At 65.1% G+C, this 25,985-nt stretch carries 27 protein-coding genes and 1 tRNA gene; 12 read left to right on the forward strand and 16 right to left on the reverse strand.

All coding sequences use genetic code 11. The annotated features are described in order from the left end of the window. The first annotated feature begins 62 nt into the window (after positions 1 to 62). The 4 genes from FOS14_RS21750 to FOS14_RS21765 all read left to right on the forward strand — a co-directional run bounded on the left by FOS14_RS21750 (position 63) and on the right by FOS14_RS21765 (position 2,538). Positions 63 to 1,001 carry a DUF3105 domain-containing protein gene (locus tag FOS14_RS21750; protein WP_143772954.1) on the forward strand — a complete coding sequence of 313 codons (939 nt, stop codon included), beginning with the start codon at positions 63 to 65 and terminating at the stop codon, positions 999 to 1,001. Further along, positions 1,001 to 1,705: a DUF305 domain-containing protein gene (locus tag FOS14_RS21755; protein WP_143772955.1), complete on the forward strand. Its 705-nt coding sequence runs from the start codon at positions 1,001 to 1,003 to the stop codon at positions 1,703 to 1,705. The genes FOS14_RS21750 and FOS14_RS21755 overlap by 1 nt, the downstream gene beginning before the upstream one ends. Positions 1,706 to 1,846: 141 nt before the next feature. After that, positions 1,847 to 1,919: transfer RNA gene (locus FOS14_RS21760), tRNA-Arg, on the forward strand. Positions 1,920 to 2,112: 193 nt separating this feature from the next. Then, positions 2,113 to 2,538: a hypothetical protein gene (locus FOS14_RS21765; protein WP_143772956.1), complete on the forward strand. Its 426-nt coding sequence runs from the start codon at positions 2,113 to 2,115 to the stop codon at positions 2,536 to 2,538. A gap of 78 nt (positions 2,539 to 2,616) precedes the next feature. On the opposite strand, the gene FOS14_RS21770 is transcribed toward FOS14_RS21765, so the two are convergent. Genes FOS14_RS21770 through FOS14_RS21785 form a run of 4 tightly spaced genes read right to left on the reverse strand, consistent with a single transcriptional unit; the run spans position 2,617 to position 7,035 of the window. Beyond that, positions 2,617 to 3,366: a 3'(2'),5'-bisphosphate nucleotidase CysQ gene (locus tag FOS14_RS21770; protein WP_255450513.1), complete on the reverse strand. Its 750-nt coding sequence runs from the start codon at positions 3,364 to 3,366 to the stop codon at positions 2,617 to 2,619. Further along, the gene (gene cysC, locus FOS14_RS21775) at positions 3,363 to 5,204 is read right to left on the reverse strand and encodes an adenylyl-sulfate kinase (protein ID WP_143772957.1); all 1,842 of its coding nucleotides are present in this window, start codon (positions 5,202 to 5,204) and stop codon (positions 3,363 to 3,365) included. The genes FOS14_RS21770 and cysC overlap by 4 nt, the downstream gene beginning before the upstream one ends. Next, positions 5,204 to 6,127, reverse strand: coding sequence for a sulfate adenylyltransferase subunit CysD (gene cysD / locus FOS14_RS21780; protein ID WP_143772958.1), 924 nt, complete (start codon positions 6,125 to 6,127; stop codon positions 5,204 to 5,206). Before cysD ends, cysC begins: the two co-directional genes overlap by 1 nt. Then, the gene (locus FOS14_RS21785; protein WP_143772959.1) at positions 6,124 to 7,035 is read right to left on the reverse strand and encodes an IclR family transcriptional regulator; all 912 of its coding nucleotides are present in this window, start codon (positions 7,033 to 7,035) and stop codon (positions 6,124 to 6,126) included. Before FOS14_RS21785 ends, cysD begins: the two co-directional genes overlap by 4 nt. A 114-nt stretch (positions 7,036 to 7,149) precedes the next feature. On the opposite strand from FOS14_RS21785, the gene FOS14_RS21790 reads away from it, so the two are divergent. Both FOS14_RS21790 and FOS14_RS21795 read left to right on the forward strand, forming a co-directional pair. Further along, complete coding sequence (locus tag FOS14_RS21790) at positions 7,150 to 8,319, forward strand: hypothetical protein (protein ID WP_143772960.1); 1,170 nt, start codon at positions 7,150 to 7,152, stop codon at positions 8,317 to 8,319. Continuing rightward, positions 8,316 to 9,473 carry a sulfotransferase gene (locus FOS14_RS21795; protein WP_143772961.1) on the forward strand — a complete coding sequence of 386 codons (1,158 nt, stop codon included), beginning with the start codon at positions 8,316 to 8,318 and terminating at the stop codon, positions 9,471 to 9,473. The genes FOS14_RS21790 and FOS14_RS21795 overlap by 4 nt, the downstream gene beginning before the upstream one ends. Here the strand turns inward: FOS14_RS21795 and FOS14_RS21800 are convergent. Beyond that, positions 9,468 to 9,677: a hypothetical protein gene (locus tag FOS14_RS21800; RefSeq protein WP_143772962.1), complete on the reverse strand. Its 210-nt coding sequence runs from the start codon at positions 9,675 to 9,677 to the stop codon at positions 9,468 to 9,470. The genes FOS14_RS21795 and FOS14_RS21800 overlap by 6 nt on opposite strands. A 147-nt stretch (positions 9,678 to 9,824) precedes the next feature. Continuing rightward, positions 9,825 to 10,637, reverse strand: coding sequence for a hypothetical protein (locus FOS14_RS21805; RefSeq protein ID WP_143772963.1), 813 nt, complete (start codon positions 10,635 to 10,637; stop codon positions 9,825 to 9,827). 216 nt (positions 10,638 to 10,853) lie between these two features. Between FOS14_RS21805 and FOS14_RS21810 the strand changes: the two genes are divergently transcribed. Beyond that, positions 10,854 to 11,645 carry an enoyl-CoA hydratase gene (locus tag FOS14_RS21810; RefSeq protein ID WP_143772964.1) on the forward strand — a complete coding sequence of 264 codons (792 nt, stop codon included), beginning with the start codon at positions 10,854 to 10,856 and terminating at the stop codon, positions 11,643 to 11,645. Positions 11,646 to 11,678: 33 nt separating this feature from the next. Then, the gene (locus tag FOS14_RS21815) at positions 11,679 to 12,233 is read left to right on the forward strand and encodes a MarR family winged helix-turn-helix transcriptional regulator (RefSeq protein WP_143772965.1); all 555 of its coding nucleotides are present in this window, start codon (positions 11,679 to 11,681) and stop codon (positions 12,231 to 12,233) included. Here FOS14_RS21815 and mmsB read toward each other — a convergent pair. The 6 genes from mmsB to FOS14_RS21845 all read right to left on the reverse strand — a co-directional run bounded on the left by mmsB (position 12,230) and on the right by FOS14_RS21845 (position 20,714). Then, complete coding sequence (gene mmsB / locus FOS14_RS21820; protein WP_143772966.1) at positions 12,230 to 13,138, reverse strand: 3-hydroxyisobutyrate dehydrogenase; 909 nt, start codon at positions 13,136 to 13,138, stop codon at positions 12,230 to 12,232. The genes FOS14_RS21815 and mmsB overlap by 4 nt on opposite strands. Before the next feature lie 61 nt (positions 13,139 to 13,199). Continuing rightward, positions 13,200 to 14,267 carry an enoyl-CoA hydratase/isomerase family protein gene (locus FOS14_RS21825; protein ID WP_143772967.1) on the reverse strand — a complete coding sequence of 356 codons (1,068 nt, stop codon included), beginning with the start codon at positions 14,265 to 14,267 and terminating at the stop codon, positions 13,200 to 13,202. Positions 14,268 to 14,274: 7 nt separating this feature from the next. Next, entirely contained in the window at positions 14,275 to 15,804 is a 1,530-nt protein-coding gene (locus FOS14_RS21830; protein WP_143772968.1) for a CoA-acylating methylmalonate-semialdehyde dehydrogenase, read from the reverse strand. A gap of 13 nt (positions 15,805 to 15,817) precedes the next feature. After that, positions 15,818 to 16,957, reverse strand: coding sequence for an isobutyryl-CoA dehydrogenase (locus FOS14_RS21835; RefSeq protein WP_143772969.1), 1,140 nt, complete (start codon positions 16,955 to 16,957; stop codon positions 15,818 to 15,820). A 150-nt stretch (positions 16,958 to 17,107) separates the two neighbouring features. Next, entirely contained in the window at positions 17,108 to 17,866 is a 759-nt protein-coding gene (locus tag FOS14_RS21840; RefSeq protein WP_143772970.1) for an SWIM zinc finger family protein, read from the reverse strand. 70 nt (positions 17,867 to 17,936) lie between these two features. Then, the gene (locus FOS14_RS21845; protein WP_185981885.1) at positions 17,937 to 20,714 is read right to left on the reverse strand and encodes a DEAD/DEAH box helicase; all 2,778 of its coding nucleotides are present in this window, start codon (positions 20,712 to 20,714) and stop codon (positions 17,937 to 17,939) included. 181 nt (positions 20,715 to 20,895) lie between these two features. Between FOS14_RS21845 and FOS14_RS21850 the strand changes: the two genes are divergently transcribed. Next, positions 20,896 to 21,210 (forward strand): hypothetical protein, encoded by a 315-nt coding sequence (locus FOS14_RS21850; RefSeq protein ID WP_143772972.1) that lies wholly within the window; start codon positions 20,896 to 20,898, stop codon positions 21,208 to 21,210. Here the strand turns inward: FOS14_RS21850 and FOS14_RS21855 are convergent, their stop codons facing one another. From FOS14_RS21855 to FOS14_RS21865, 3 genes are all read right to left on the reverse strand, one after another. Further along, complete coding sequence (locus FOS14_RS21855) at positions 21,211 to 22,035, reverse strand: shikimate 5-dehydrogenase (RefSeq protein WP_143772973.1); 825 nt, start codon at positions 22,033 to 22,035, stop codon at positions 21,211 to 21,213. Between the two features lie 10 nt (positions 22,036 to 22,045). Then, a complete protein-coding gene (locus tag FOS14_RS21860) occupies positions 22,046 to 22,681 on the reverse strand; it encodes an HNH endonuclease family protein (protein WP_255450518.1) in 636 nt (211 codons plus the stop codon). A 118-nt stretch (positions 22,682 to 22,799) separates the two neighbouring features. Next, positions 22,800 to 23,312, reverse strand: a complete 513-nt coding sequence (locus tag FOS14_RS21865; RefSeq protein ID WP_143772974.1) for an O-acetyl-ADP-ribose deacetylase — start codon at positions 23,310 to 23,312, stop codon at positions 22,800 to 22,802. Here FOS14_RS21865 and FOS14_RS21870 point away from each other — a divergent pair. Together FOS14_RS21870 and FOS14_RS21875 are read left to right on the forward strand one after the other, a co-directional pair. Then, entirely contained in the window at positions 23,311 to 23,766 is a 456-nt protein-coding gene (locus FOS14_RS21870; protein ID WP_143772975.1) for a thioesterase family protein, read from the forward strand. The genes FOS14_RS21865 and FOS14_RS21870 overlap by 2 nt on opposite strands. 48 nt (positions 23,767 to 23,814) lie before the next feature. Beyond that, entirely contained in the window at positions 23,815 to 24,189 is a 375-nt protein-coding gene (locus tag FOS14_RS21875; protein ID WP_143772976.1) for a DoxX family protein, read from the forward strand. Here FOS14_RS21875 and FOS14_RS21880 read toward each other — a convergent pair. Further along, positions 24,186 to 24,662, reverse strand: a complete 477-nt coding sequence (locus FOS14_RS21880; RefSeq protein WP_143772977.1) for an Lrp/AsnC family transcriptional regulator — start codon at positions 24,660 to 24,662, stop codon at positions 24,186 to 24,188. The genes FOS14_RS21875 and FOS14_RS21880 overlap by 4 nt on opposite strands. Positions 24,663 to 24,856: 194 nt before the next feature. Here FOS14_RS21880 and pdhA point away from each other — a divergent pair, with 194 nt between their 5' ends. Then, positions 24,857 to 25,981 carry a pyruvate dehydrogenase (acetyl-transferring) E1 component subunit alpha gene (gene pdhA, locus FOS14_RS21885; RefSeq protein WP_143772978.1) on the forward strand — a complete coding sequence of 375 codons (1,125 nt, stop codon included), beginning with the start codon at positions 24,857 to 24,859 and terminating at the stop codon, positions 25,979 to 25,981. Positions 25,982 to 25,985 lie beyond the last annotated feature (4 nt).

Below are 25,985 nucleotides of genomic sequence, written 5' to 3' on the forward strand. Positions count from 1 at the left end.
CATCGAGCGCTGCGCACGCCCAAGCGCGACAAACGTCCACGAAGCGAAAGAGCAGACCTGTAATGCCCAGCGGTTCTCTAGGCAAACGCGACAAATCCGCCACGGGGGCCAAGTCGGCCAAGGCGATTCGCGCCGCCAGCAAGAAGCGGCGTCCAACCGGCAAGGGCCTCAAGGGCCGGCAGATCCCGTGGCTCACCATCGCGGCCGCTGTGGTGATCGTCGCGCTCATCGCCGTCCTGGCCTACAACATGGTTCCGAAGTTCCAGACCAAGGCCGAGCAGCAGAAATACACCCCTAGTGAGACGGACAAGGATCCGTCCAGCCAGATTTCCGGCATTGTCACCAAGACCTATCCCGCCGGCCTGCACGTCAGCCCAGCCCAGCGGGTTGCCTATGACCAGTCGCCACCGTTCGGCGGTCCGCACGACGCCAACTGGGCGACCTGTATGGGCAACGTCTACCCGAAGGCGATCCGTACCGAGAACGCCGTGCACTCCCTCGAGCACGGAGCGATCTGGATCACCTACAACCCCGACAAGCTCGATGCCGCCGGCGTCAGCGAACTGGCGTCGAAGGTCAAGGGGCAGCAGTACATGCTGATGTCGCCGTATCCGGGACTCAGCACACCGATCTCCCTGCAAGCGTGGGGCCATCAACTCAAGCTCAGCGATCCCAACGACAAGCGCATCGACGAATTCATCACAGCGCTGCGGCTGAACAAGTACACCTATCCCGAGGTGGGCGCGAGCTGCACGACTATTCCGGGGCAGGGATCCTTCGACCCCGACAACCCGCCGCCCTTCGACCCAACCCCGCCCGGTCCCAACGCCGTTCAGATGGACGGCAAGGGCCTGCAGGTCGACCCCAACGAGGTCAGCGGCGCGGGCATGCCGCCAGGACTGCCGGGCGCACCTGCTCCCGCGCCAGCCCCGGCACCGGCGCCCGCACCCGCGCCAGCTCCGGCCCCGGCGCCCGCTCCCGCTCCGGCCCCTGCGCAGTGATGACCGACGAAACGGCGACGCAGCAGTCCCAGACGGCAGATTCAGCGCCGGCGGCCAGGCGGAGTCAGCGCGGCGCACTGCTCGTGCTCGGCGTTATCGCCGTCGCGCTGGTCGGCTTTGCGGTCGGGTTTTTTGTGCGACCGGCCACTCAGGACAGCACCCCCCAGCCTGGCGCAGTGGACATCGGCTTTTCCCAAGACATGACCGTGCACCACAACCAAGCCATCGAAATGGCGTCGTTGGCCCTGACCAACACCACCGACGGCGCGGTGCGCAACCTTGCCTACGACATCCTGACCAGTCAGCAGAACCAGGTCGGCCAGATGCAGGGCTGGCTGGCCATGTGGGGCGAACCGAGCCTGCCGACCGGCGGGTACATGGGCTGGATGACGGGCGATTCCGGCCACGGTGGCATGACGATGGCGCACTCCGGTCCGGTCTCGACCATGCCTGGCATGGCCAGCCAAGCCGAGATCGCGCAGCTACGCCAGGCTCGCGGTCAGCAGCTCGACGTGCTCTTCTTGCAGCTGATGCTTCGGCATCACGAGGGCGGCCTGCCGATGATGCAGTACGCCGCGCAGCATGCCGATGTGGAAGTGGTTCGCCAGCTGGCGCAGACGATGGTGAACACCCAGCAGAACGAGGCGAAGACCATGACAGAAATGCTCGCCGCGCGCGGCGCGCAGCCACTGCCGATGAACTGACCGCAAACGCCGCGAAGGCCCCTGTGCGTGAGTTTTCACCGCCCGCGGTGAAAACTCACGCACAGCCACAGCCCGACTTTGGTCAGCCACCACGGATGAGTTAGGGTTACACCGCCCAATTGGCGAGCTGATCTCCAGCCCGCCCCCGTAGCTCAGGGGATAGAGCGTTCGCCTCCGGAGCGAAAGGCCGCAGGTTCGAATCCTGCCGGGGGCACAGAGTTTTCGCAGGTAAGCGCATCCTTCATCGATACCCCGCAGATGTCCGTAACACTGCGCACGCATCGTCGCTAGGTCGGACTTGCCACCTAAGCGGACACAGCGTGATCTAGGCAACACCGCGTTCAACAGTTTGCCGCTCGGGTATCCGTCTGGAACAGGACAAACACACCCAGCATCAGAGGGACGCGATGCTCTACACCTTGAAATGGCCCGACGGCCAGTCCGTTGCGGATTCGATCGTGGAAAGCATGTCCGACGGCGACGAACAACTGCGGACGCTCGCCGCGCTCGGCCTCGAGGCCACCGAAGCTTGGCAGGTCGAGTGCGCTCGCAAGGAAAGCCTGCACCGACTCAGTAGAGCGTCGCTGCACAACTGCGAGGAACTGAGCGCCGCGTTCTTCAGCTTCGCCAATTCGGTACGCACCACCATCGACGGGCTCGACGCCATTGTGGAGAGCGGACGCTTGGACTCGGTGGCGGTCGCTCATCTCAGAGACGACCTGCTGCGCGCCCTCGGCCACTCGCTGTCTCAGGCGAAGGCGTCCACGCTCGAGTTCGAGCGCGAGGCGTCCGCGATCGAACAAGAGGTGCGCAGCCGCTGCGAGTTCGACTGACATCAGCGCCGCTCGCTCAGTTGTGGCGCCGCGCGCCAAACGCCTGCAGCAACTCAGCAATTCCGCGCGCGGCGGCGCTCAGGCGACCACGCGCAGAATGGTCTCGGCAACGCGCGGATCGCAGATGATCAAATCTGGCAGATACGGATGATCGGCGTTGTAGCGCAGTGGTGAACCGTCGATCCGCGAGCAATGCAACCCGGCACTGAGCGCCACCCCGACCGGCGCCGCCGAGTCCCACTCCCACTGGCCGCCCGCGTGCACATAGGCATCGGCGTCCCCGCGCAGCACCGCCATGGCCTTCGCCCCGGCGGATCCCATCGGAATGATCTGCGCTCCCAATCTTTTTCGCAGCTTCTTGACGAATGCGGGCGGCCGACTGTCACTGACAACGACCCGCAGCGGCGCGGCGGGAACGCTACGCGCAGGTCGGGAATCCGCGCTCGAATACACCTCCCCGCGCGCCGGTTGCGCGACCGCGGCCGCGCCGATCCCCACGCCCGACGTCCACAACGCCACGTGCACCGCCCAGTCGGTCCGGCCGGACATCCCGTACTCCCGGGTGCCGTCGAGCGGGTCGATGATCCACACGCGTTCGCTGCGCAGCCGCGACTTGTCGTCGACAGCCTCCTCGGACAGCACCGCATCGCCGGGACGTTCGGCACCCAGCCGGTCGAGCAGCAGATCGTTGGATCGGCGGTCACCTTCGCGGCCGAGTTCCTTACCGGTCGGACCGTTCGGCGCATCGCGGAGTCCGAGCAGCAACTGACCGGCGTCCCGGGCCAAGCTGGCGGCCAATTCGACGTCGGACAGCTGCGACCCGTTCACAGGCCGAGCCGATCGATGATCTTCGCGGCCTGTCGCGCCGGATCTCCATCGGCGGGATGCAGGACCACCTCGGCATGCAAGGGCTCCTCGTAGGGGTCGTCGATGCCCGTGAAGCCAGTGATCTCACCCGCTCGCGCCTTGGCGTACATGCCTTTCGGATCCCGGCGCTCGCATTCGGCCAGTGGCGTCGCGACGAACACCTCGACGAATGGCAGGCCGGCGGCCTCGTGCAGATCCCGCACCCGCGACCGATCGGTCCGGAAGGGACTGATCAGCGACGCGATAGCGATGACCCCCGCATCGGCGAGCAGCTTCGCCACTTCCCCAGTCCGCCTGACATTTTCGGCACGATCAGCCTCGCTGAAGCCGAGATCGGCGTTCAGGCCGTGTCGCAGATTGTCGCCGTCGAGCCGGTACGCGGGATGCCCGGCCGCAACCAGTCGCCGCTCCAATTCTACCGCGACACTGGACTTTCCGCTTGCCGACAGCCCGGTCAGCCACACGGTCATGCCGCGTGTTCCGCGTTGCTCTCGACTGATCGCGGATTGATGCCATACCACCCGCGACGCGGTCAGCGCCGGACCGGTGATGACGCCGGCAGCGACCGTGTTGTTGGTCGACTCGTCGACGAGAATGAAGCTGCCGGTGGTGCGATTGCGGCGGTAGGCGTCGAACAGCAACGGTTGCTGACAGCTCAGCTGCACCCGGCCGATCTCGTTGAGCTGCAACGACTGTGCTGATTGGTCGCGGTGCAGTGTGTTGACGTCCAGGCGGTAGTCGAGCTCGGTCACAGTAGCGCGCGTCGACGACGCCTGCTGCTGCAGCAGATACCGGTTTCCCGCTCGCAAGGTGGCAGTCTCGGAAAACCAGCACACCATGGCATCAACAGCGGCCGCCACGAGCGGTCGGTTGTTCGGTCGACACAGCATGTCGCCACGGCTGATGTCCAATTCGTCGCTGAGTTCGATCGTCACCGCGGCGCCGTTCGGCGCGGCGTCGAGTGGGACGCCGCCCGGCCCCCAGATCGCTCGAATGCTCGTGGTGAATCCGGACGGTAGGGCGACTACCTCGTCACCCGATGCGAACACCCCGCCCGCGACGGTGCCGGCGTAACCGCGGAAGTCGTGTAGTTCAGGGCTGCGGAGTTGCGGGCGGATGACGAACTGAACCGGGAAACGGGCGTCGATCAAGTTGCGGTCGGACGCCACATGGACGTTTTCGAGGTGGTGCAGCAGCGACTGTCCCTCATACCAAGCCATATTCGTGGTGCGGTCGACGATGTTGTCGCCGAGCAGGGCGGAAATGGGAATGAAGGTCAGGTCGGCGACTTCGAGTTTGGCCGCGAATCGCCGAAAGTCCTCGTGGATTTCGTTGAACCGTTCCTGCGACCAGCCGACCAGATCCATCTTGTTGACGCAGACGACGATGTGCCGGATGCCGAGCAGGCTGGCGATGAACGCGTGCCTGCGCGTCTGCTCGACGATGCCTTTGCGGGCGTCGACGAGGATGAGCGCCAGGTCGGCCGTGGACGCACCTGTCACCATGTTGCGGGTGTACTGCTCGTGACCGGGCGTGTCCGCGAAAATGAACTTGCGGTGCGGCGTAGCGAAATAGCGGTGTGCGACGTCGATGGTGATGCCCTGCTCGCGTTCGGCGCGTAAGCCGTCGGTCAGCAGGGCCAGATTCGCGTAGTCGTCGCCGCGCTCACGACTGGTCCGCTCGACCGCAGCCAGTTGATCCTCGAAGATCGCCTTGCTGTCATAGAGCAATCGGCCGATCAGCGTCGACTTGCCGTCATCGACGCTGCCCGCGGTGGCTACCCGAAGCAACTGCGTCATCAGAAGTAGCCTTCCTTCTTGCGGTCCTCCATGCCGGATTCGGAGATTCGATCATCCGCGCGCGTCGCACCCCGTTCCGTCAAGCGGGTGGCCGCCACCTCCGCTGCCACTGCCGCCGCGGTAGTCGCGGTGCTCTCGACGCACCCGGTGCAAGTGGCGTCCCCGACGGTTCGGAACCGGACAGTCGCCTCGAACGGCACCTCGCCGGGCAACAATTGCAGAAACCGGGTGCGCGCCAACAGCATCGAATCGCGGGCGACGACCTGGCGTGGGTGCGCGTAATAGAGATGGGGTAGTTCGACGTCTTCGGCATCGATGTACTGCCAGATGTCCAGTTCGGTCCAGTTGGACAACGGGAACACCCGAATGTGTTCGCCCTGTCGATGCCGGCCGTTGTAGAGATTCCATAGCTCTGGGCGTTGCGCGCGCGGATTCCACTGACCGAACGAGTCGCGGAAACTGAAGATGCGCTCCTTGGCGCGCGCCTTCTCCTCGTCGCGGCGGGCGCCGCCGAACACCGCATCGAAGCGGTTCTCGTCGATCGCGCGCAGCAACGCGGTCGTCTGCAATCGGTTTCGCGTACCACGCGGACCGGTGTCCTCGACGACGCGGCCGGCGTCGATGTCGTCTTGCACGCTCGCCACCACCAAGCGCAGGTTGAGCCGCTGCACGGTGCGGTCGCGGAAATCGATGACCTCGTCGAAGTTGTGGCCGGTATCGACGTGCATGACCGCGAAGGGCACCATGGCCGGCCAAAAGGCCTTTGCGGCGATGTGCAGCATCACCGCAGAGTCTTTTCCGCCGGAGAACAGCAGCACCGGTCGCTCGAACTGAGCGGCGACTTCACGGAAGATATGCACGGCCTCGGCTTCGAGGAGGTCGAGATGGGACAACTCATAAGCGGGTGCAGTTGGGGAATTCACCGGCGGAGCCTCCTTGGTTCGCGTCCACCCATCTCGGCGGTAACAGCATCGGCCACCATCCGTAGCGCCTTGCCGCGAAGTTCGATCTCTGCCAATGTCTTCGCGCCTCCCACGTGCAAGGTCAGCACCATCGCCTGCCGACCGTCCGGAGAAAATACCGGCGCGGCAATCAAATTCACGTCCCCCGGCTCCTCCCCTGAGATGCGCACGCGCTCGCCGACGTTCGAGACCATCTCCCCCAACAACTCCCGCAGTTCGCGCGGCAGGTTGTGCGCGACAACCCCGGCCATCGCGGCGTGCAGGCGCCGGCCCACCGCGGTCAGCGACTCGACCAGATAGCCGGTCTCGCGACAGTACTCGACGACCCGGCGCAACCGCTGGTCGTCGAAGCGCACCGGCAACGTCGGCTCGCGGCGCAGCCAGGCGTCGAAGTCGTCATCCGTCGACCAGAGCACGTACATCAGGCCGATCGGCGGCGCAAAGGGATAGACCTGCCCCACCATCGCGTTGGCTGCGTCCTGACCCTCGGGACAGGTGACGTCGAGAACGGTGATCCGCTCTCCCACCACCGCCGATGCCGCGCAGACCGCGTCGAAGCGGTCGGACAATTCGGCTAGATGACGGCGCGCGATGGCCCCGACGGCATGACCCTCCTGGGCCGCGCGCCCGGCCGCGATCAGCGCCGGGCCCAGGCCGTAGGTCTTGTCGACCGGATGGCGACCGAGGTATCCCCCGTCGACGAGCGCATTGAGGATCCCAAGACAGGTCGGCTTGCTCAGGTCGAGTTCGCGGGCGAGTTCCGACAGCCCGAAGCGCTGGTCCTTGCGTAACACCAGATAGTCCAGCACCTGCACCACGCGCTCCGTGGGCGGCGAACGGCGCGCCTGCACCGAAGAAGGTTCAGTCATTGACCACCGCCTAGAACACGTTCTATTCTGCGAAGAAGGTTACCGCATAGGTTCATATTTGTACCAGCGCAAACCTCCGGCCGGGCCAGATCGAGCGAAAGCGGTGCGTAACACGTGGACACCCGAACCGAAGTCACCGATTCTCTGCAGTCTGCGATCGCGGAGGCAGAGCGACTCATCGCTGCCGCGCCGCACGTGCGCACGGCGCAGGACCTCGCCGAGGGCTACCGCTACCTGGCCGGCGGAATCATGGCCACCGTCCATGCCGCATGGGCCGGTGAGCGCGACCATCCGACGTTCATCCAGGGCACCGGGCCGTACATGAAGATGGGCCTGGACAATCCCGACACTCTCTACTTCGGCACGCGTATCGACGACAAACACGAATACGTCGTGTACGGCAAACGCGGCGGCACCATTGATCTCAGCTTCCAGGTGCTCAGCGGCAATTACACCGACACGGGCGTGCCGGAGAGTGTCGTGGCGTTCGACGACCGGGGGATCGACGTGGCCGCCGACGGCAGCTTCCGGATCACCTTCGGGCCCAACAGTTCTACGGATTTCCAGCTGGCGCCTGGTTCGAGCCAACTAGTGGTGCGCGAAGTCTACGGCGACTGGTCAGCGCCGCGCGGCACGATTCGCATCGAACGTACCGACACGCTGGGCACCGCGCCGCCACCGGACACCGTGGAGTCGGCGCAGCGTCGATTCGACCGTGCCGCACGAGGTTTGGTCTCGCGGGTGCACACCTGGTTGAAGTTTCCGGAGTGGTTCTACCTCAATCTGCCGGCCAACACGATGACGGGGCCGCGGCACACTCCCGGTGGGCTGGCAACGCAATATTCGTCGGCCGGGCATTACGAGCTGAACGATGATCAGGCGATGATTCTGACCGTCCCGCGGATCGACGTGCCGTACTTGGGTTTTCAGCTCGGCAGCATGTGGTACACGTCGCTGGACTACGTCAACCACCAGACCTCGCTCAATGCACACCAGGCGCAGGTGGATCCCGACGGAAAGATCCGCCTGATCATCAGCGAGCGCAATCCCGGCGTCACCAATTGGCTCGAAACCACCGGGCACCGCCGCGGGTTCTTGCAGTTCCGCTGGCAACGGACCAGCCGCCCGCTCACGCCCGAAGACGGACCGGAAGTGGCCGTCGTCGGCATCGACGAGGTACCTCAGCACTTGCCTTTCTACGAGTCGAACGTGATCAGCCCAGCAGACTTTCGCGCCCGCATCGCCGCCCGCCAAGCGGCCTTCGCAGATCGGCTGCTCGGATGAACGAGACTCCCACGGTCGGTAGCGTCGAGAGCCTGCACGCCTCCGCCACCAAAATCACCGGTCTGCGCGACTTCGGCGGCGACGACTACCTGGCCGGACTCCGCCTGCTCGTCGAATCCATGAACTCCGAGGCCGAGCTGACTCCCCTGGGCGCGAAGGTGTTTCGAGCGTTCTTGCGTGGCGCGCTAGTCGCTCGACTGCTCAGCGAAGCGGGATTCGCGGCGCATCCGGGCCACGCCGAGGTCGCGATCGAGCGGCCCATCTTTGTGACCGGCTTGCCCCGCACTGGGACCACGGCGCTACACCGCCTGCTCACTGCCGACCCGAACAATCAGGGTCTCGAGATGTGGCTCACCGAGTTTCCCCAACCTCGACCGCCGCGGGATACCTGGGTGCAGAACCCGGCCTATACGCGGATAGACGAGGGAATTCGTCAGCACCAGATCGACAATCCGGAATTCATGGGCGTGCACTTCATGTCGGCGTCCGAGGTCGAGGAGTGCTGGCAGTTGCTGCGCCAGTCGGCGATGTCGGTCTCGTACGAGACACTCGCCTATATTCCGACGTACTCGAAGTGGCTTGCGGCCCAAGACTGGACCGGCGCCTACGCCCGGCACCGGCGCAACCTGCAGTTGATCGGCATGCCCGATCAAGAGCGTCGGTGGGTGCTGAAAAACCCGAGCCATCTCTTCGCGCTCGACGCCTTGATGCACGTGTATCCCGATGCACTGGTGATTCAGACGCACCGTAATGCGCGCACGGCGATGGCCTCGGCGTGCAGCCTCGCGGAGCACGCCACCCGCGGCTGGTCATCGAAGTTCTGCGGAGACGTCATCGGCCAGACGCAGGCCGATCTGTGGCAGCGCGGCCTGTCCGCGTTTACCGACGCCCGGAAGCGCTATCCGGCAGCGCAGTTCCTCGATGTCGACTACGGCGACTTCGTGGCGGATCCAATGGGTACCGTCGAAGGCATCTACCTGTACTTCGACATTCCGATGACTACGTCGGCACACGACGCGATGGCGAGCATGCACTCCGAAAGCACCTCCGGACAACGTAAGCCGGTGCACCGGTACACACTCGCGGACTTCGGCTTGACCGAGGCCGACATCGATGCCCGGTTCGGCTCTCTGGTTTCAACCCGGCCATCATGAACCCATGACGGCCAGCGCCTCGTCGGGGTCGACACCGTTGAGCCGGTAGCAGTGCTCGAAGGCGTCTCGGCGCTGGCTGCGCGGCCATTCGTTGAGCACCTGCGGCCCGTAGTGGCGGGTGTTGCGTAGCTGCCATACGTCACCGATATGGCGGACGGTGAATCCGCGCCGCGGCACGAAAGCCAATACAGGTGGTTGCGACATCCTGAGCCTCCTCGATTCGCTCGTTGATCGCGACTCTGGCACAGGGCACCGACAAGTTTTCCGCGGCGGCTTTGGGTCGGCGGGCGTGCTGCCGGGCGTCACCTAGTCGAATTCGACGTCCGAAGCGCCGAATTGGGTCGAATTCGACTAGGTCGTCGTGCCGACCCAACCGCCGCGTCGCAATCCGACGTCAACGCGTGCGATCAACTCGTGCGGATGGCGAGTGACCAGTTCTTTCGTCGCTGTGATGACGTCCCAACCCGACCGCGCGAGACGGTTCTCGCGCCGCACATCTCGGGCATACTGCGCTCGCTCGCGGTGATGGTCACCCTGATACTCGACGGCGACTCGATATGCAGGCCAAGCCATGTCGACCTTCGCCAAAATTTCACCGTTGGGACCATGGAACATGTACTGCGTAGCGGGCCGCGGAAAACCTGCGCGAACGAGCAGCAGCCGGGTTTTCGTCTCCCACGGCGAATCGGCTCCGGCGTCAGCGAACTCGACCACTGTGTGGACTTGCGCGCTTCCACGCGCCCGAGGTCGCAAACACTCGAGAATGCGTTTCGGGTCGCAGAGAGCTAGGTTGCACAGGCCGTCAACTGCAGCAATCGCGTCATCGAGTTCTAGCGTGCGGGCCAAGTCGTATGCGGTCCGGGCGTGCGTGGTCAATTCGTAGCCAAAAACATCGACATACTCGTCCGGACGCAGAAAGTCGTAGCGAAATCGCACGCCCGCTCGCCGGCGAGCGACGGCAGGCAAGATGACCTCTGGAATAGCGTTGTCGGGTATGTAGCGGTACCCATGCAACGCAGCGGCCGACCAACCGCTGAGGACGCCCGTCGGATGTGCGACGCCGAGCGCTTTGCTTTGCATGGCGAAATCAATCTGCTGATCGGCACGGACATATATCCCCGGCAGCACTCTGCGGTAGTCGCGTGCAATTGCTCGCTCACTCATCAGAGTGAGTAGTTTTGCGCGCCGGATCGGCCCAACCGGAAGCTTCACGAAAGTCCCCCACTTTCGAGCTAGTCGAATTCGACGCCCCCGCATCGAACTGTGTCGAAAAAGACTAGGCCATGAACTGGCACTTCCGATATTCGGTCTACAAATAATCTACGGCGACGGATTAAGGTAGGGAGACGAAGATTTCACGCTGACCAGGAGCACGATGCCATGACCGCCACCAATGAGCAGACCTACCAAACCATCGCCGTCGAGCGCCGCGATCGCGTGGCGGTCCTGCGCCTGAACCGCCCGGAGGCCTTGAACGCACTCAACAGCCAACTCATGGCGGAGGTTATCGAGGCGACGAAGGCATTCGACCGCGACCCCGAGGTCGGCGCGATCGTCGTGACCGGGTCCGAAAAGGCCTTTGCCGCGGGCGCGGACATCAAGGAAATGTCCTCGAAGGCCTACATGGACGCCTACCTCGATGACTGGTTCGCCGCCTGGGATTCCTTTGCCCAACTTCGCAAACCGACGATTGCCGCGGTGTCCGGGTATGCGCTGGGTGGCGGCTGCGAGCTGGCCATGATGTGCGACATCCTCATCGCCGCCGATAACGCCAAGTTCGGCCAGCCGGAGATCAAGCTCGGGGTCATCCCGGGCATCGGCGGATCGCAGCGCCTGACGCGCGCCGTCGGCAAGGCCAAGGCGATGGATCTCTGCCTCACCGGCCGGATGATGGACGCCGAGGAAGCCGAACGCGCCGGCCTGGTGGCGCGCATTGTGCCGGCTGCCGAATTGATGGACGTCGCACTTGATGTCGCGACCCAAATCGCCGGCATGTCGCTGCCGATCGTCATGATGGCCAAGGAAGCGGTGAGCCGCTCTTTCGAGACGACATTGACCGAGGGAGTTCGCTTCGAGCGCAGGCTCTTTCATTCCACATTCGCCACCGAGGACCAGAAGGAAGGCATGGCCGCGTTCATCGAGAAGCGCAAGCCGACCTTCAGCAACCGGTGATTGGCGAGCTACTTCTCGTGGGATGATCAGACCATGACGACGCCGTCGGAGAAGCGCAAACCCGCTGCGCTACCACTGGATCCGATCGCCGAGGCGCATCGGCAGTGGGTAACGCACGGGTGGGGCGATGTCGCCGACGGCATGGCGGCGGTCACCTCGATCATGCGTGCGCAACAGATCATGCTCGCGCGGGTCGACGAGGTGCTCAAACCGACGGGACTGACCTTCGCCCGCTACGAGTTGCTGGCGCTGTTGAACTTCACTCGCACCGGTGCGCTGCCGATGGCGAAAGCGAGTGCGCGCCTACAGGTTCACCCGACAAGCGTGACCAATGCGGTGGACCGCTTGGAGACGGCCGGTCTGGTCAAGCGGGTTCCGCATCCGAGCGACCGCCGCGCCACGCTCATCGAAATCACCGACGACGGCAGGCAACTGGTGCAGTCGGCCACCGAGAAGCTGAATGAGCACGTGTTCGCGAGCCCCGGTATCGATGCGGGCCAAATCCGCAGCCTCATCCAGGTGCTCGCCGAACTGCGTCATGCCGCAGGAGACTTCGAGCATCCCGCCGCCGAAGCCCCCTGGCGCTAACTCTTGGAACGCTCGCGGATGTCGTTGATGATCGCCGAAAAGTCCAGCCCGCCACCGCTGTCCTCGCGGAAGCGGTGATAAATCTCCTTGGCGAGCAGGCCTAGCTGGCCGTCGACCCCGTTGGCCTGCAATGCATTCGCGGCCAGTCCCAGGTCCTTGTCCATCAACGCCGTGGCGAAACCAGGCTGGTAATCGTTGTTGGCCGGACTGGTCGGCACCGGCCCCGGCACCGGGCAGTACGACGTGAGCGACCAGCACTGCGCCGACGCAGTGGATGCGACATCGTAAAAGGCCTGGTGCGTCAGCCCGAGCTTCTCCCCCAGCACGAATGCCTCGCTGATCCCGATCATGGAGATGGCAAGCACCATGTTGTTGCAGATCTTCGCGGCCTGGCCGACACCGGCACCGCCACAGTGAACCACCTTCTTGCCCATCACTTCCAGCAGTGGCAGCGCCGCCGTAAAGTCCTCCTCGGCACCGCCGACCATGAACGTCAGTGTTCCAGCAGCAGCCCCGGCGACCCCACCGGAAACCGGGGCGTCCAACGCGCGATGGCCGGCCGCAACGGCAAGTTCGGCCGCGGCGCGCGCGTCGGCCACGTCGATGGTGGAGCAATCGACGAACAGCGTTCCCGGTGCGGCCGCCGACAGCAGGCCGCCGTTGTAGAGATCGAGCACGTGTTTGCCGCTGGGCAGCATGGTGATCACGACGCTGGCCGCCGCTGCCTCGGTCGCCGAGCCGACCACCTCAACGCCGTCGCGCTGCGCCTGCTCGAGCGCGGCCGGCACGAGGTCGAACCCGAGAACCTGGTATCCGGCGCGAGCAAGGTTCGCCGCCATCGGCCCACCCATGTGACCGAGGCCGAGGAAACCCACTTGCTTGAGCTTGTCGCCTGACCTAATCATTCGGCTCCTCCTCGCTCCGCTCCTCGCGCGTCCCGCGCTGCGATGCTCACTCGTCGTCGCCTCATCGCTGCCCCTCCCGAACTGTTGGTACCAAACCTAATTCGTTGTCGTCACGCTCGGCGAAGTAGTGCGCGACCATGTCGTCGCCGACTTCCTCCAATGTCGGCGGCGACCACCGCGGGTTGCGGTCCTTGTCGATCACCTGCGCCCGGATGCCCTCGAAGAAATCCGAAGAGGCCAAGCAGGCCAACGAGACCCGGTACTCGTCGTTGAGCACGGTCTCCAGATCGGCGGCTTCCCGCGCCCGCCGCAGCGACCGCAGCGCCACCTTCACCGCAGTCGGTGATTTGGACAGGATTGCGTCGGCGGTGTCGGGCTGACCGTTGCGGCGCAGTCGCGCGACGATTATCTCGACGGTATCGGCGCTGTAGCACTCGTCGATCCAGTCGCGGTCATCGGACAACGCCGACTCCGGCGGATCCTGCGCGAAGCGGCCGATCGCGTCGTCCGCCGGCTGGTCTTCCAACGCCCGCAACAACTCCGGTATGTCGGCGACGGGTACGAAGTGATCGGCGAAGCCGGCGACGATCGCGTCGCCCGGGCCGAGGCGGGTCGTGGTCAGCGCCATGTGAGTACCGAGTTCGCCGGGTCCATGCGCCATCAGGTAGGTGCCGCCCACATCGGGCACGAACCCGATACCGACCTCTGGCATCGCCAAGGCCGACCGTTCGGTGACGATCCGGTGGCTGCCATGGGCGGATACTCCGATTCCACCGCCCATGACCAGGCCGTCCATGACCGCAACGTACGGCTTCGGATAGCTCGCGATCATGGCGTTGAGGATGTACTCGTCACGCCAGAACTCCCGCGACGCCGCGCCGCCGGATTTGGCGTCGTGATAGATCGACACGATGTCACCACCGGCGCACAGGCCGCGCTCGCCCGCACCAGTGATGACGATCGTCTCAACGTCGGAGTCTTGTCCCCACTCCGTTAACGCCTCGGTAATGCGGTGCACCATCGAGTGATTGAGTGCGTTGATCGCCTTGGGCCGGTTCAGCGTAAGGTGGCCGACGCGTCCTCGACGCTCGATGAGTACCTCGGCCGCACCATTGTCCGTAGCAGTCATTACCGCCCTAGTCCATCGTCGGGATGACGAAGTGATCGGTCCCGCTCTGCTCCACGGCGCTCTCGCGGATGCCGACCGGCCAGCGCTGCGTCACGGTCTTGGTCTTGGTGTAGAACCGGATCGAGTCGGGTCCGTGCTGATTCAGATCGCCGAAGCCGGAGGCCTTCCAGCCGCCGAAGGTGTGGTAGGCGATCGGCACCGGGATGGGCACATTGATACCGACCATGCCCACCTGGACCCGGCTGGCAAAGTCACGCGCCGCGTCACCGTCGCGGGTGAAAATCGCTACCCCGTTGCCGAATTCGTGATCGCTCGGCAGGGCGAGCGCTTCCTCGTAACTGTGTGCGCGCACCACCGACAGCACCGGCCCGAAGATTTCTTCCTGGTAGATCCGCATGTCCGGCGTCACGCGGTCGAAAAGGGTAGCGCCAGTGAAGAAGCCGCCCTCCGCGCCATCGACCTTGAAGCCCCTGCCGTCGACGACGAGTTCCGCGCCCTCGTCCACGCCGATCTGCACGTACTTGTTGACCCGTTCGACCGCGTCGGCGCTGACCAACGGCCCGAAGTCCACGCCCTTTTCATCTGAGCGTCCGACGTTGAGCTTGTGCACCCGCTCGGTCAGCTTGGCCACCAGCTTGTTTGCGGTGTCCTCGCCGACCGGGACGGCGACCGAGATGGCCATGCAGCGCTCGCCGGCGGAACCGTACCCCGCGCCGACCAACTGATCCGCAACGTCATCCAAATCGGCGTCGGGCATGACTACCGCGTGATTCTTTGCCCCGCCGAAGCATTGGGCCCGCTTGCCGTGCGCATTGGCAGTCTCGTAGATGTACTTGGCGATCGGTGTCGAACCGACGAATCCGACGGCCTTGACACGCTCGTCGGTGAGCAGCGCGTCGACGGCTTCCTTGTCGCCGTTGACCACATTGAACACGCCGGCGGGCAGGCCGGCCTCGAGGAAGAGCTCGGCGAGCCGCAGCGGCACCGAGGGGTCGCGTTCCGACGGCTTAAGAACGAATGCGTTTCCGCATGCCAGCGCGGGGCCCGCCTTCCACAGCGGGATCATGGCGGGGAAGTTGAACGGGGTGATACCGGCGACCACGCCGAGCGGTTGCCGCATCGAGTAGACATCGATACCGCTGCCGGCGCTCTCGGTGTATTCGCCCTTGATCAAATGCGGGATGCCGGTGGCGAACTCGATGACGTCGAGCCCGCGGACGATGTCACCGCGCGCATCGGGCAGCGTCTTGCCGTGCTCGGAGGAGAGCAATGCGGCCAGCGAGTCCATCTCGTCCTGGACAAGCGTGATGAACTTCATCAGCACCCGGGCACGCCGCTGCGGGTTGTACGACGCCCATTCGCGCTGCGCCTCAGCGGCGTTCGCGACCACCGCAGCGACTTCGTCGGTGCTGGCGAGCGCCACCCGGGCCTGCACCTGACCGGCGTTCGGGTCATACACGTCGCCGAAGCGGCCGGATGTGCCAGCGACCCGTTGCCCGCCGATGAAGTGCGGAATCTCGCGAATATTGTCAGTCATTGGTCGAACCCCTTTATGCCGATTTCACTATTGAGCGAGCGATGACCACCCGCATGATTTCGTTTGTGCCTTCCAAGATTTGGTGTACCCGCAAATCCCGGACGATCTTTTCCACGCCGTACTCCGACAGATAGCCGTAGCCGCCGTGCATCTGTAGCGCCTTGTTGGCCACCTCGAATCCGGTGTCGGTGGCAAACCGCTTGGCCATGGCGCACAACTGGACCTTGTCTGCGGCGCCACCATCCAGCGCCGACGCTGCGCGCCACAAGAGTGTGCGCGCGGCCTCGAGGTCGGTTCGCATATCGGCGAGCTGGAACTGCAGCGCCTGCGAATCGAGCAGCCGGTTGCCGAACGCCTTGCGCTCGGCGAGATAGGCCACAGCCTTGTCGAAGGCTGCCTCGGCGCCGCCGATCGAGCATGCCGCGATGTTGAGCCGGCCGCCGTTGAGCCCGGCCATGGCAATCCGGAACCCGTCACCCTCGGCGCCGACCCTGTTGGCGGCCGGCACCCGGACTCCGTCCATGATCACCTGTCGCGTGGGCTGGGCATTCCAGCCCATCTTCTTCTCGTTGGCGCCGAAGCTCAGGCCCGCGGAGTCCTTTGGCACGACGAACGTCGAGATCCCCGAAGGTCCCGGATCGCCGGTGCGGGCCATCACGACGTAGACATCGGAAACCCCCGCGCCGGAAATGAATTGCTTGACCCCGGTCAGCACGTAGTCATCACCATTGCGAACAGCCTTGGTGCTCAATGCCGCCGCGTCGGAGCCGACCCCTGGCTCGGTGAGGCAGTAGCTGGAAAGCAGCTCCATGGACGCCAGCCGCGGCACCCACTCAGTGCGCAGCGCGTCGGACCCGAAGGCGTCGATCATCCAGGTGGCCATGTTGTGGATCGAGATGTACGCGGCCACGGCCGGGCACCCCGTCGACAGCTGCTCGAAAATGCGCACGGCATCCAGGCGCGTGAGGCCCGAGCCGCCCACATCCTCGGAGATGTAGATGCCGCCCATGCCCAGGCCCGCGGCCTTACGCAGCACATCGACCGGAAAGTGCTTGTTCGCGTCCCATTCGAGCGCATGCGGCGCCAGATACTCGTCGGCAAAGTCGCGCGCCGTTTCGACGATCGCCTTCTCGTCATCGGTCAGGGCGAACACTGCTACCCGCCTTCCCTTCGAAGCTCGGCGATAAATACATGGACATCCTACAATTGGTGGTCCACGCGTGTCTAGTGCAGACTTCGCTCCCGATGTATGCAGTTCGCTCCCCGTGCCCCGAACGCGAACTATCCGGACGAGGAGCGAAACCTAGCGGCCCTGGGTCAGCCGGCCGTAGATCTCGGACAGCTCGCGGAACGCGTCCGAAGGGTCCGCAGTGAGGTCGCGCAACGCCCGCCGCAGCGGCTGCGGATCGAGGTCGTCCATCGCCGGGCGGACCGGCACGCTCGGCAAGGACGGCAGCACAATGCCCGCGCCGTAGGGGTCGTCGCTTTCCTCGCCGTCGTCGGCCTCCACGCCGTTGATCAGCGTGTCCAGGTCGACGCCGCGCAGGGTGAGAATGTCGAGCGGACGTTCGTCGAGTTGCTCCGCGGTCAGGTACACCACGGCCGCAACGTGCTTGCACGGCCAGCCGATGTCCGGGCAGCTGCACGCGAAATCCAGGTCGCTGGCACTGGTCGGCAGCAGCAACGGGCCGAGGCTGGTCGGCAGCGAACCAGAAACGATCTCGGCGAGCATGCCCGGGGTGGCCCGCACGGTCGAGATCAAATCGTCTACCGCATCCTGCGTCAGTGGCCGCACAATGAACTCTGAACTGAACGGATCCGGTTGGCTTCCTTGTACTTCCGCGCTGACGACGCCGGCGCCCACGGTCATCGACACCACTTGCCCGGACCGCGCATAGCTGCGACCGCGAGTGAGACGGCCCGAGTCGGCCAATGCCTCAACGGATTCCACGAGCGATCGGGCCCACCAGCTCTGGCCGAACGAACCGCGGCGGCTGCGCGCCGCCACTCCGCCGCGCACCGGGCGGCGGGTGCCGTACTGGCTGTAGTCGATAAAAGGCACTACTCACCTGCTTCCATCGGGCGAGCCGACACAGTCACTCGCCCGTGCCCAATCGGGCGAGCCGACACAGTCACTCGCCCACCGCCTCATCGCCAAGGCGCAACAGATCACGCAACTCCTCGGTGCTCAGTTCGGTGATCCAGTTCTCCCCCGTACCCACTGCCAACTCGGCCAACTGCTTCTTACTGGTGATCATGGCGTCGATGCGCTCCTCCAGCGTGCCGACGCAGACCAGCTTGCGCACCTGCACATCGCGGCGCTGCCCAATCCGGAACGCGCGATCGGTGGCCTGGTTCTCCACCGCCGGATTCCACCACCTATCCAGATGCACAACATGATTGGCGGCGGTGAGGTTGAGCCCAGTGCCACCAGCCTTGAGCGAGAGCAACATCAGCGGGGCGGAGTCGTTCTCCTGGAAACCCTCCACCATCTTGTCGCGGCGCACCTTGGGCACGCCACCGTGCAAGAACGGTATCGCCACCCCGAACCGGTCGGCTAGATACGGGGCGATCAGCTCGCCGAACTCGCGGAACTGAGTGAACAACAACGCCTTTTCCCCATCGCTGAGGATCGACTCGACGATGTCCTCGACCAATCCCAGCTTGCCGGAGCGATGTTGACCCCGACGCATGACCGCCGAGCCATCACTGAGGAAGTGCGCCGGGTGGTTGCACACCTGCTTGAGCCGAGTCAGAGCGCCGAGCACCGCCCCCTTGCGGCTCATACCTTCTGCGCCGTCGATCCTCGCGAGCATGTCGTCGACCACCGCCTGGTAGAGCGACGCCTGTTCGGCGGTGAGGTTGGCGCGCACGGTGATCTCGAACTTCTCCGGCAGATCGCTGATCACCGCCGGATCGGTCTTGACCCGCCGCAACACGAACGGCGCTGTCGCCGTGCGCAACCGAGCCGCAGCCGCGTCGTCATGGTCGCGCTCGATCGGCACGGCAAACCGCGCCCGGAACTGCTGCGCGGATCCGAGCATCTTCGGGTTGACGAAGTCGAGAATCGAGCGCAACTCCTCGAGCCGGTTCTCCACGGGCGTGCCCGTCAACGCGATGCGGTGCCGCGCCGGCACGGCGCGAGCCGCCCGCGCCTGCGCCGTCGACGCGTTCTTGATGTGCTGAGCCTCGTCGAGAACCACGCGCTCCCAAGAGATCTCTTGCAGCTGGCCGACGTCGCGGGCCAACAACGCGTAGGTGGTCAGCACCAGATCCGCTGCGGCCACCGCGTCCACCAACGCCTGACCCGAGAGCCGTTGCGCACCATGGTGAACCAGCACCCGCAAGGACGGCACGAATCGCTGCGTTTCCCGCTGCCAGTTGCCGACCACCGACATTGGACAGACCAGCAACGTGGGATGGTCGGCCTTCTCGTGGGCGAGCAAGGTCAGTAGCTGCAGCGTCTTACCCAACCCCATGTCGTCGGCCAAGATGGCACCGAGACCGACGCGGCTCATGAACGCCAGCCAGTCCAAACCGCGCTGCTGATAGGGCCGCAGCTGAGCCTGCACAGTATCCGGGACAGCAATCTGGTCCGGCGCTCGATTCGCATCGAGCAGCGTCGCGGCCCAGCCCGTTGCGGTGATCTCGGTGACCTCGACCGGCGGATGATGGGTTCCGACGAACTGACCGAATAGATCGGCAATCGGCGAGCTGTCCGGCTGCCCTGAAACATATTTCAGCGCCTTGGCCAGAGTTGCGCGATCCGCCTGCACCCACTGCCCGCGCAGCCGAACCAGATCGGATTTCGCGTGCGCCAGTCGAGTCATCTCGGCCGGCGTGAGCACCATGTCGCCGAGCGCGAGTTGCCAGTTGTAGGAAACCAGTTCGTTCATTCCGACGGTGCTGCCATCGGTCGCCACCACGGCCGGCGAGGCAACCTTGAGGCGCAGCGTCGGGGCGGCCACGCTCCAGGCCCGCGGCAACAACACCCCGATGCCTTTCGCTTGCAACGCAAGTGCGCCATGGGTGACCAGATCTTGCACCACCGCGACTGGCAGGAGTAGATCGAGGCTGTCCTTGTCGGACGGGACGTCCCGCAGCCGCGGGTAGGCCGCCATGGCATCGCCGAGCTTGCGGATCGCCGTGCGCATCCGCGCTGGGTCCGAGCCCAGGATCGGAACCGGTTGCGGTGCCTCGCCTTCCGGTCGCAGGCAGACCTGCAGTCGCCACCATTCGGCGTCCTCGCCGTCTGGATCGTCGGGCTCGAGCAGGCGCAGCACCAGCTCGGGCTCATCGACGGTCAGGCTCTCCCGCCATTGGATAAGTGATGTTGCGGCGGCATGCGAAGCGTCGGAGACCGGGTCCTCGGTCAGCAGCGCCTGCCACAGTGGTGTTCGCGCGTCCGTGTCCGGCAGTTCCGCCCTGGTGATCGGGTCCGTGAGTTCGGTGACGAAGTCCGCGAGCACCTTCGCCGCGGGCCCGTATCGACGTTGCACCGGTGGCATGGCGTGGGCGAGTTCGGCCTGCCACGCGCGTTGCCGCTCGCCGCCGACGAGTTCCCAGCGCAGCCACCACTGTCCCTCCGCTCGGTACAGCTGCGGCACGACCCGGCCGCCGGTTATCCAACGTTGGATGCCGCGGCTGACGTGCCGCCAGTAGCGCAACTCCGGCGCGATCGTTTCGTCGTCGGGCAGGCCGAGCAGGATCTGCGCTGCGGTGTCGGGCGCAAAAGCGGCAGCGGCGACGGCACGCTGGGCCGTTGGTTGCTGCGGGTCGGGCAGTTCCAGTTTTGTGCGGGCACGTGCCGCGCGCAGCCGATCACCAGCCGGACCGGTGGGCAATGGGTCATTGGCGCTGTCGCGCCACACCAGCAGTCCGGCATCCGGAGACCAGAGGCCGTGGAGCACCCGACCATCCAACCACCTGACTCCGGCTGGGCGCTTTCGCGGTCGGCTTACGCGTTTCGCGTTCCGGGCACCGGGAGCGGTGTGTGCACACAAGCCGCGAAGCTGGCCGCAGGTTCTAGATTTTCGGCTACCTACCTGCGCATACTTAGAATGCACGCGTCCGTGAGGGGTGGATGGTCGAATGACGATCCTGCTGCAGGTTCTCGAGCAGAGCTATACCCCCAACACGCCGTGGGAGCGTCGCAAGTTCACGTTCGTCAACACCGACAAGATCGTGGGAATGCGCCTCGACGGCCAGTCCGGCATCTGGCTCGACCTCTCCCGCCCTGGCGAATCGCAGCGCCTCGCACACACCTCGAAACCGCAAGAAGCTATCTACTTTCTGCTCGCCACCTTCAGCAAGATCGCGGAGTGTGAGCACACCGGCGGGTCGTGGGTGATCGGCCACGACGGGCGCACCGCCTCCTCTCTCGTGGCCACCAGATTTCCGCGGTAGTTACCCGGCACCCGCGCGCGCATACTCCGACGCCGCCCTGACCTGCTCGGCGCTCGGCCGCACCCCGGTGTACAGCTCGAACTGCTCGGCGGCCTGACCGGCGATCACCTGACCACCGTCGATCACGGTCAACCCGAGTGTGCGCGCCGACCGGACAAACGGCGTGTCGATGGGGCGGGCCACCACATCGAAGGCCACCGACGCCGCCTCGAGCGCTGATTCGGGAAACGGGAGCGCCGACGCGGAGTCACCACCGGCCATGCCGATCGGTGTTGCGTTCACCAGCACCGACGGCCGCAGCTCACCGAGTTCGGCCTGCCATCGGAAGCCGTACCTGTCGGCCAACGCCTGGCCGGCCTCGCCGTTGCGCGCCACGATCGTGACGTCGGCAAATCCCGCGTCACGGAGCGCGGCGACCACGGCCTTGGCCATGCCGCCGCTGCCGGCGACCGCCGCCTCCGACACGGGCGTGTCACCCAACAAGTCGTACACCGCTTGATAGTCGGTGTTGTAGGCCCGCAGTATGCCCGAGTCGTTGACGATCGTGTTGACCGAGTCGATGGCCGCCGCCGACGGGCGCATCTCGTCCACCAGTTCGATCACGGCTTCCTTGAACGGCATGGAAATCGCACAGCCACGAATGCCGAGCCCGCGCAACCCGGCAATCGCCGCCCGCAAATCGGTTGTGCTGAAAGCCTTATAGACGAAGTTCAGGCCCAGCTCGTTGTACAGATAGTTGTGAAACCGCGTGCCGTGATTGCTCGGCCGCGCCGCCAACGAAATGCACAGCGTGGTGTCCTTGTCGATCGCCCGCGCATGATTCATGGGTTGCACGCTAACCGCAGCCCCTCGCCACCCGCTGCAATGCCGTCTGATCGGCTACCGTCACCGGCAGCCCGTAGCGCAGCGCGACCGTCAGATACTTTCCGGCGTAGAAGCAGTGGTACTCGGACGCTGGTGGCAACCACTTGGCCGGTGTGGCATCCCCCTTGGCCTGGTTCGCGGGTCCGCTGACGGCGAGCAGGTTGCCGTCCACATCGTTGGCGAAACGGACGCGGGTAGTGATGTCCCACGCCGACGCGCCCATGTCCCAGGCTGCCGCCAGCGGATACACGTGGTCGATCTGCACAGCACCGGCGTCGCGCTTGCGGAACTCGATCTGCTTGCCGGAGTACGGGTCCGCGAGAACACCCGCGACCACGACGCAGTTATGGGTGCCCGGCCGAAAGCTGACCTCGGAAAGCTGCAGCGCCAGCACGTTATTGCGGGTATCGCACCCGTCATGGCCGTAGGGTCCCTCGTAATCGTCGCTCCAGGCGGGACCGAAAACGCAGCCCTGGCCGGACCCGCAGCCACGCATGTAGTTGGGTGCGCGCTCGCGCTTCGCGACCACGGATACCCGCGACAACAACCCCTCGATCTGCGCGCGTGACGGACTGCCGGGCGCTGGCTTGTGCCGACTGGCGAGCATGCAACCGCCAACCAGCAGGATGACCACGCATACCGTCGCCAGCAGCATTTGCCGTTTACTCACCGATCCCCCCTCAGCACCGATGTCGACAGTCTGCCTGGGGGGACCGACAGAATTCTCAGCGGCCGAGTTCCGCCTCGAGCAGTCGCTGCATCGCCGTACTGAACGCAACGAAGGTGACCACCCGGACCGCGGTCTTCGATTCCCGTACCGAACGAACAGCCTGACGAACGGCATCATCGGCCGGCCACCCGTAGATACCCGACGAGATCAGCGGAAACGTGACGTTCTCGGCGCCGAGCGAATCGGCGACGGCCAGGCTGCTGGTGTAGGCCGAACGCAGCAACGATGCCCTGTTCTCGTGGCGGGAGTACACGGGGCCGACGGTGTGGATGACCCAGCGCGCCGGCAAGTTGCCCGCGGTGGTGGCCACCGCCTCACCGGTGGGCAGCCCGTCGGGGAACTCAGTTTCGCGAAGCCGCTTGCAGTCCGCGAGGATCGCCGGGCCGCCGACCCGGTGGATGGCGCCGTCCACTCCCCCGCCGCCGAGCAGGCTGCTGTTGGCCGCGTTGACGATTGCGTCCGCCGGCACCGTCGTGATGTCGCCTTGAATCACGCGAATCTCGGTCATGGTTCCATCTTGGCCCGTAAACGCTAGGGTGTGCGGCGTGACTACCGACTATCCGGTGCTATGGCCCGTCGCCACCCGCTGGGCGGACAACGATCACTACGGTCACGTCAACAACGTCGCCTACTACTCGTACTTCGACACGGCGGTCAACGCGTGGCTGATCGATGCGACGGGGGTCGACATTCGCCAACTCCCGGCGATCGGCATCGTTGCCGAAACATCGTGCAGTTACACAAAGGAACTCAGCTTCCCGGACATGTTGCGGGTCGGCATCGCGATCGACAGACTCGGCAGCCGCAGCATCGTCTACCGCCTCGCCATCTTTCGGGAGGGCACCGAGCTCGAGCTTGCGGCGACGGGCAGGTTCGTCCACGTCTATGTCGACCGGCAGACTCGACGGCCGGTACCCATTCCAGCCGACATCCGCACCGCGGCAGAGCGGATTTCGGGCTAGGCCAGCGCGGTTCGGCAAGTAGCCCTTCGGACATGATAGGAACGGCAGATGGAGGTCGTGGTCGTCGCGCTCTCGGTGCTGCTGTCGGTGGCGACCATTGCTTCGGCGCTGAACAAGCTGCAGCTCGACGGCGTGTCCTGGACGCTACTGCGCGACCGCGGATACAGCGCCGGATTCACTCGCGGCTTCGGGGTGTTGGAAGTGATCGGCGTGATCGGCCTGATGGCTGGATTGTTCTGGCGGCCCTTCGGAGTCGGTGCGGCGGTGCTACTGCTGGCGTTGTTCGCCTGGGCGGTCCGGTATCACGTCGACCATGGCGACATGCAGTTGCCGGAGCTGCGCCAGCACGCGATGAAGCCCATCGGCTTGTTGGTCCTCGCGTCGGTCACCTTTCTTGCGTTACTTGCCGATTCAGTGTTTTAGCGGCCCTCGGCGGCCAGCCGTCGCAGTAGTGGAGTCATCCTGGCCGGCACCAGCTGCCGCATCACCAACGCCATGTTGGTGCGCTCGACCCCGGGGATGCGGAGAATCTTGCCGACGATGCGGTACAGATCGTCGGCGTCCTTGGCCACGACCCGAACTTGCAGGTCGGTCAGGCCTGTCATGCCGTCGACCTCGACCACTTCCTCGATATCAGCCAGCGCCGTCACCACCCCGTCGAGTTGGTGCTGGTCGATGACGGTGGCCACGTAGGCGGTGAGCGGCAGGCCCAGCGCGCTCGGATCGACCCGACGATCGAACGGGCCGAGCGCCTCACCGGCCTCCCAACGGGCCAGCCGGGCCTGCACCGTATTGCGCGACAATCCCAGCCGCGCGGCCAATTCGACGCCGGTGGCGCGGGGGTTGCGAACCAGCTCGAGCAGCAGCTTGGCGTCGGTGGCGTCCAAAGTGGTCATATCTCACATTGTGACACCATTTCGAGACCTGATTCTGGGCAATCTGCTCAGTCTCTAGCGCATCGCTTGCGCACACCGCGCGATCGTGGATGCTGTGAGGTAGGCCACAGCGTCACACAACGACGGCTGGGCCGACCAAGCATCACCGCGTAGTTCCGGGCTCACAAGGCACCGGGTGAAAGTGGGGATCGGCCATGTCGATAGTTACTGGACCCAGCGCTCCTGCGGGCGTGCACACCGAGCCGAAACCCGCCTATCCCGTGCAACTTTTGCAGCCGGATGGCCGCCGCGTATTCAACCGCGAATACGCACCACTGATCGCCGACGTCGGGCCGAGCCAGCTGCGCGATCTCTACGCGGACCTCGTCATCGTCCGTCGCATCGACCGCGAAGCTATCTCGCTGCAGCGTCAAGGGCAGGTCGCACTGTGGGCACCGCTGCTGGGGCAGGAAGCGGCACAAGTGGGGTCGGCTCGGGCCATGCACGCCGACGACTACGCGTTCATCAGCTACCGGGAAACCGGCGTGGCTTACTGCCGCGGCGTCGACCCGGCCGGTGCGGTGCCGATGTGGCGCGGCGCGGCGCTGTCCGGCTGGGATCCGAACGCCTACAACGTCACCAACCCGTCGATTGTCGTTGGCGCGCACGGCTTGCACGCCACCGGATACGCATTGGCCGCGCACATGGAGGGCGCCGAAATAGCGACGGTTGCCTACTTCGGCGACGGCGCGTCGAGCCAGGGGGATATCGCCGAGGCCTTGGGCTTCGCAAGCACCTGGAGCGCCCCGGTGGTGTTCTTCTGCCAGAACAACCACTGGGCCATCAGCGAGCCGGTCCGGCTGCAAAGCGCCACCCCGATTGTGCGGCGCGCCTATGGGTATGGGATGCCCGGCGTTCAGGTGGACGGCAACGATGTCCTTGCGGTGCTGGCGGTCACCCGACAGGCCATCAAGCGGGCGCGCGAGGGTGGCGGACCGTCGTTCATCGAGGCGCTGACCTACCGGATGGGTCCGCACACCACCTCCGACGACCCGACCCGTTACCGCACCGACGCCGAACTCGAGTACTGGCACGCCCGGGACCCAATCGAGCGGATGCGCCGGTTGCTCGAGCGAGAAGGCTTGCTGGACACCGAGTTTGCCGCCGATGTTCAGCGCCGGGCAGACGAGGTGGCGCACCGGTTCCGGGCCGCAACCATCGCGATGCCGGAACCCGTGGTCGAGACCATGTTCGAAAACGTCTATGCGACTGAGCATCCAAACCTCGAGCGGGAGAAGGCGGAATACCTCGCTTACCTGAAGTCCTTCGAGGAGGAGTGATGAA

The sequence above is a fragment of the Skermania sp. ID1734 genome, from assembly GCF_007489285.1.
GTDB lineage: Bacteria > Actinomycetota > Actinomycetes > Mycobacteriales > Mycobacteriaceae > ID1734.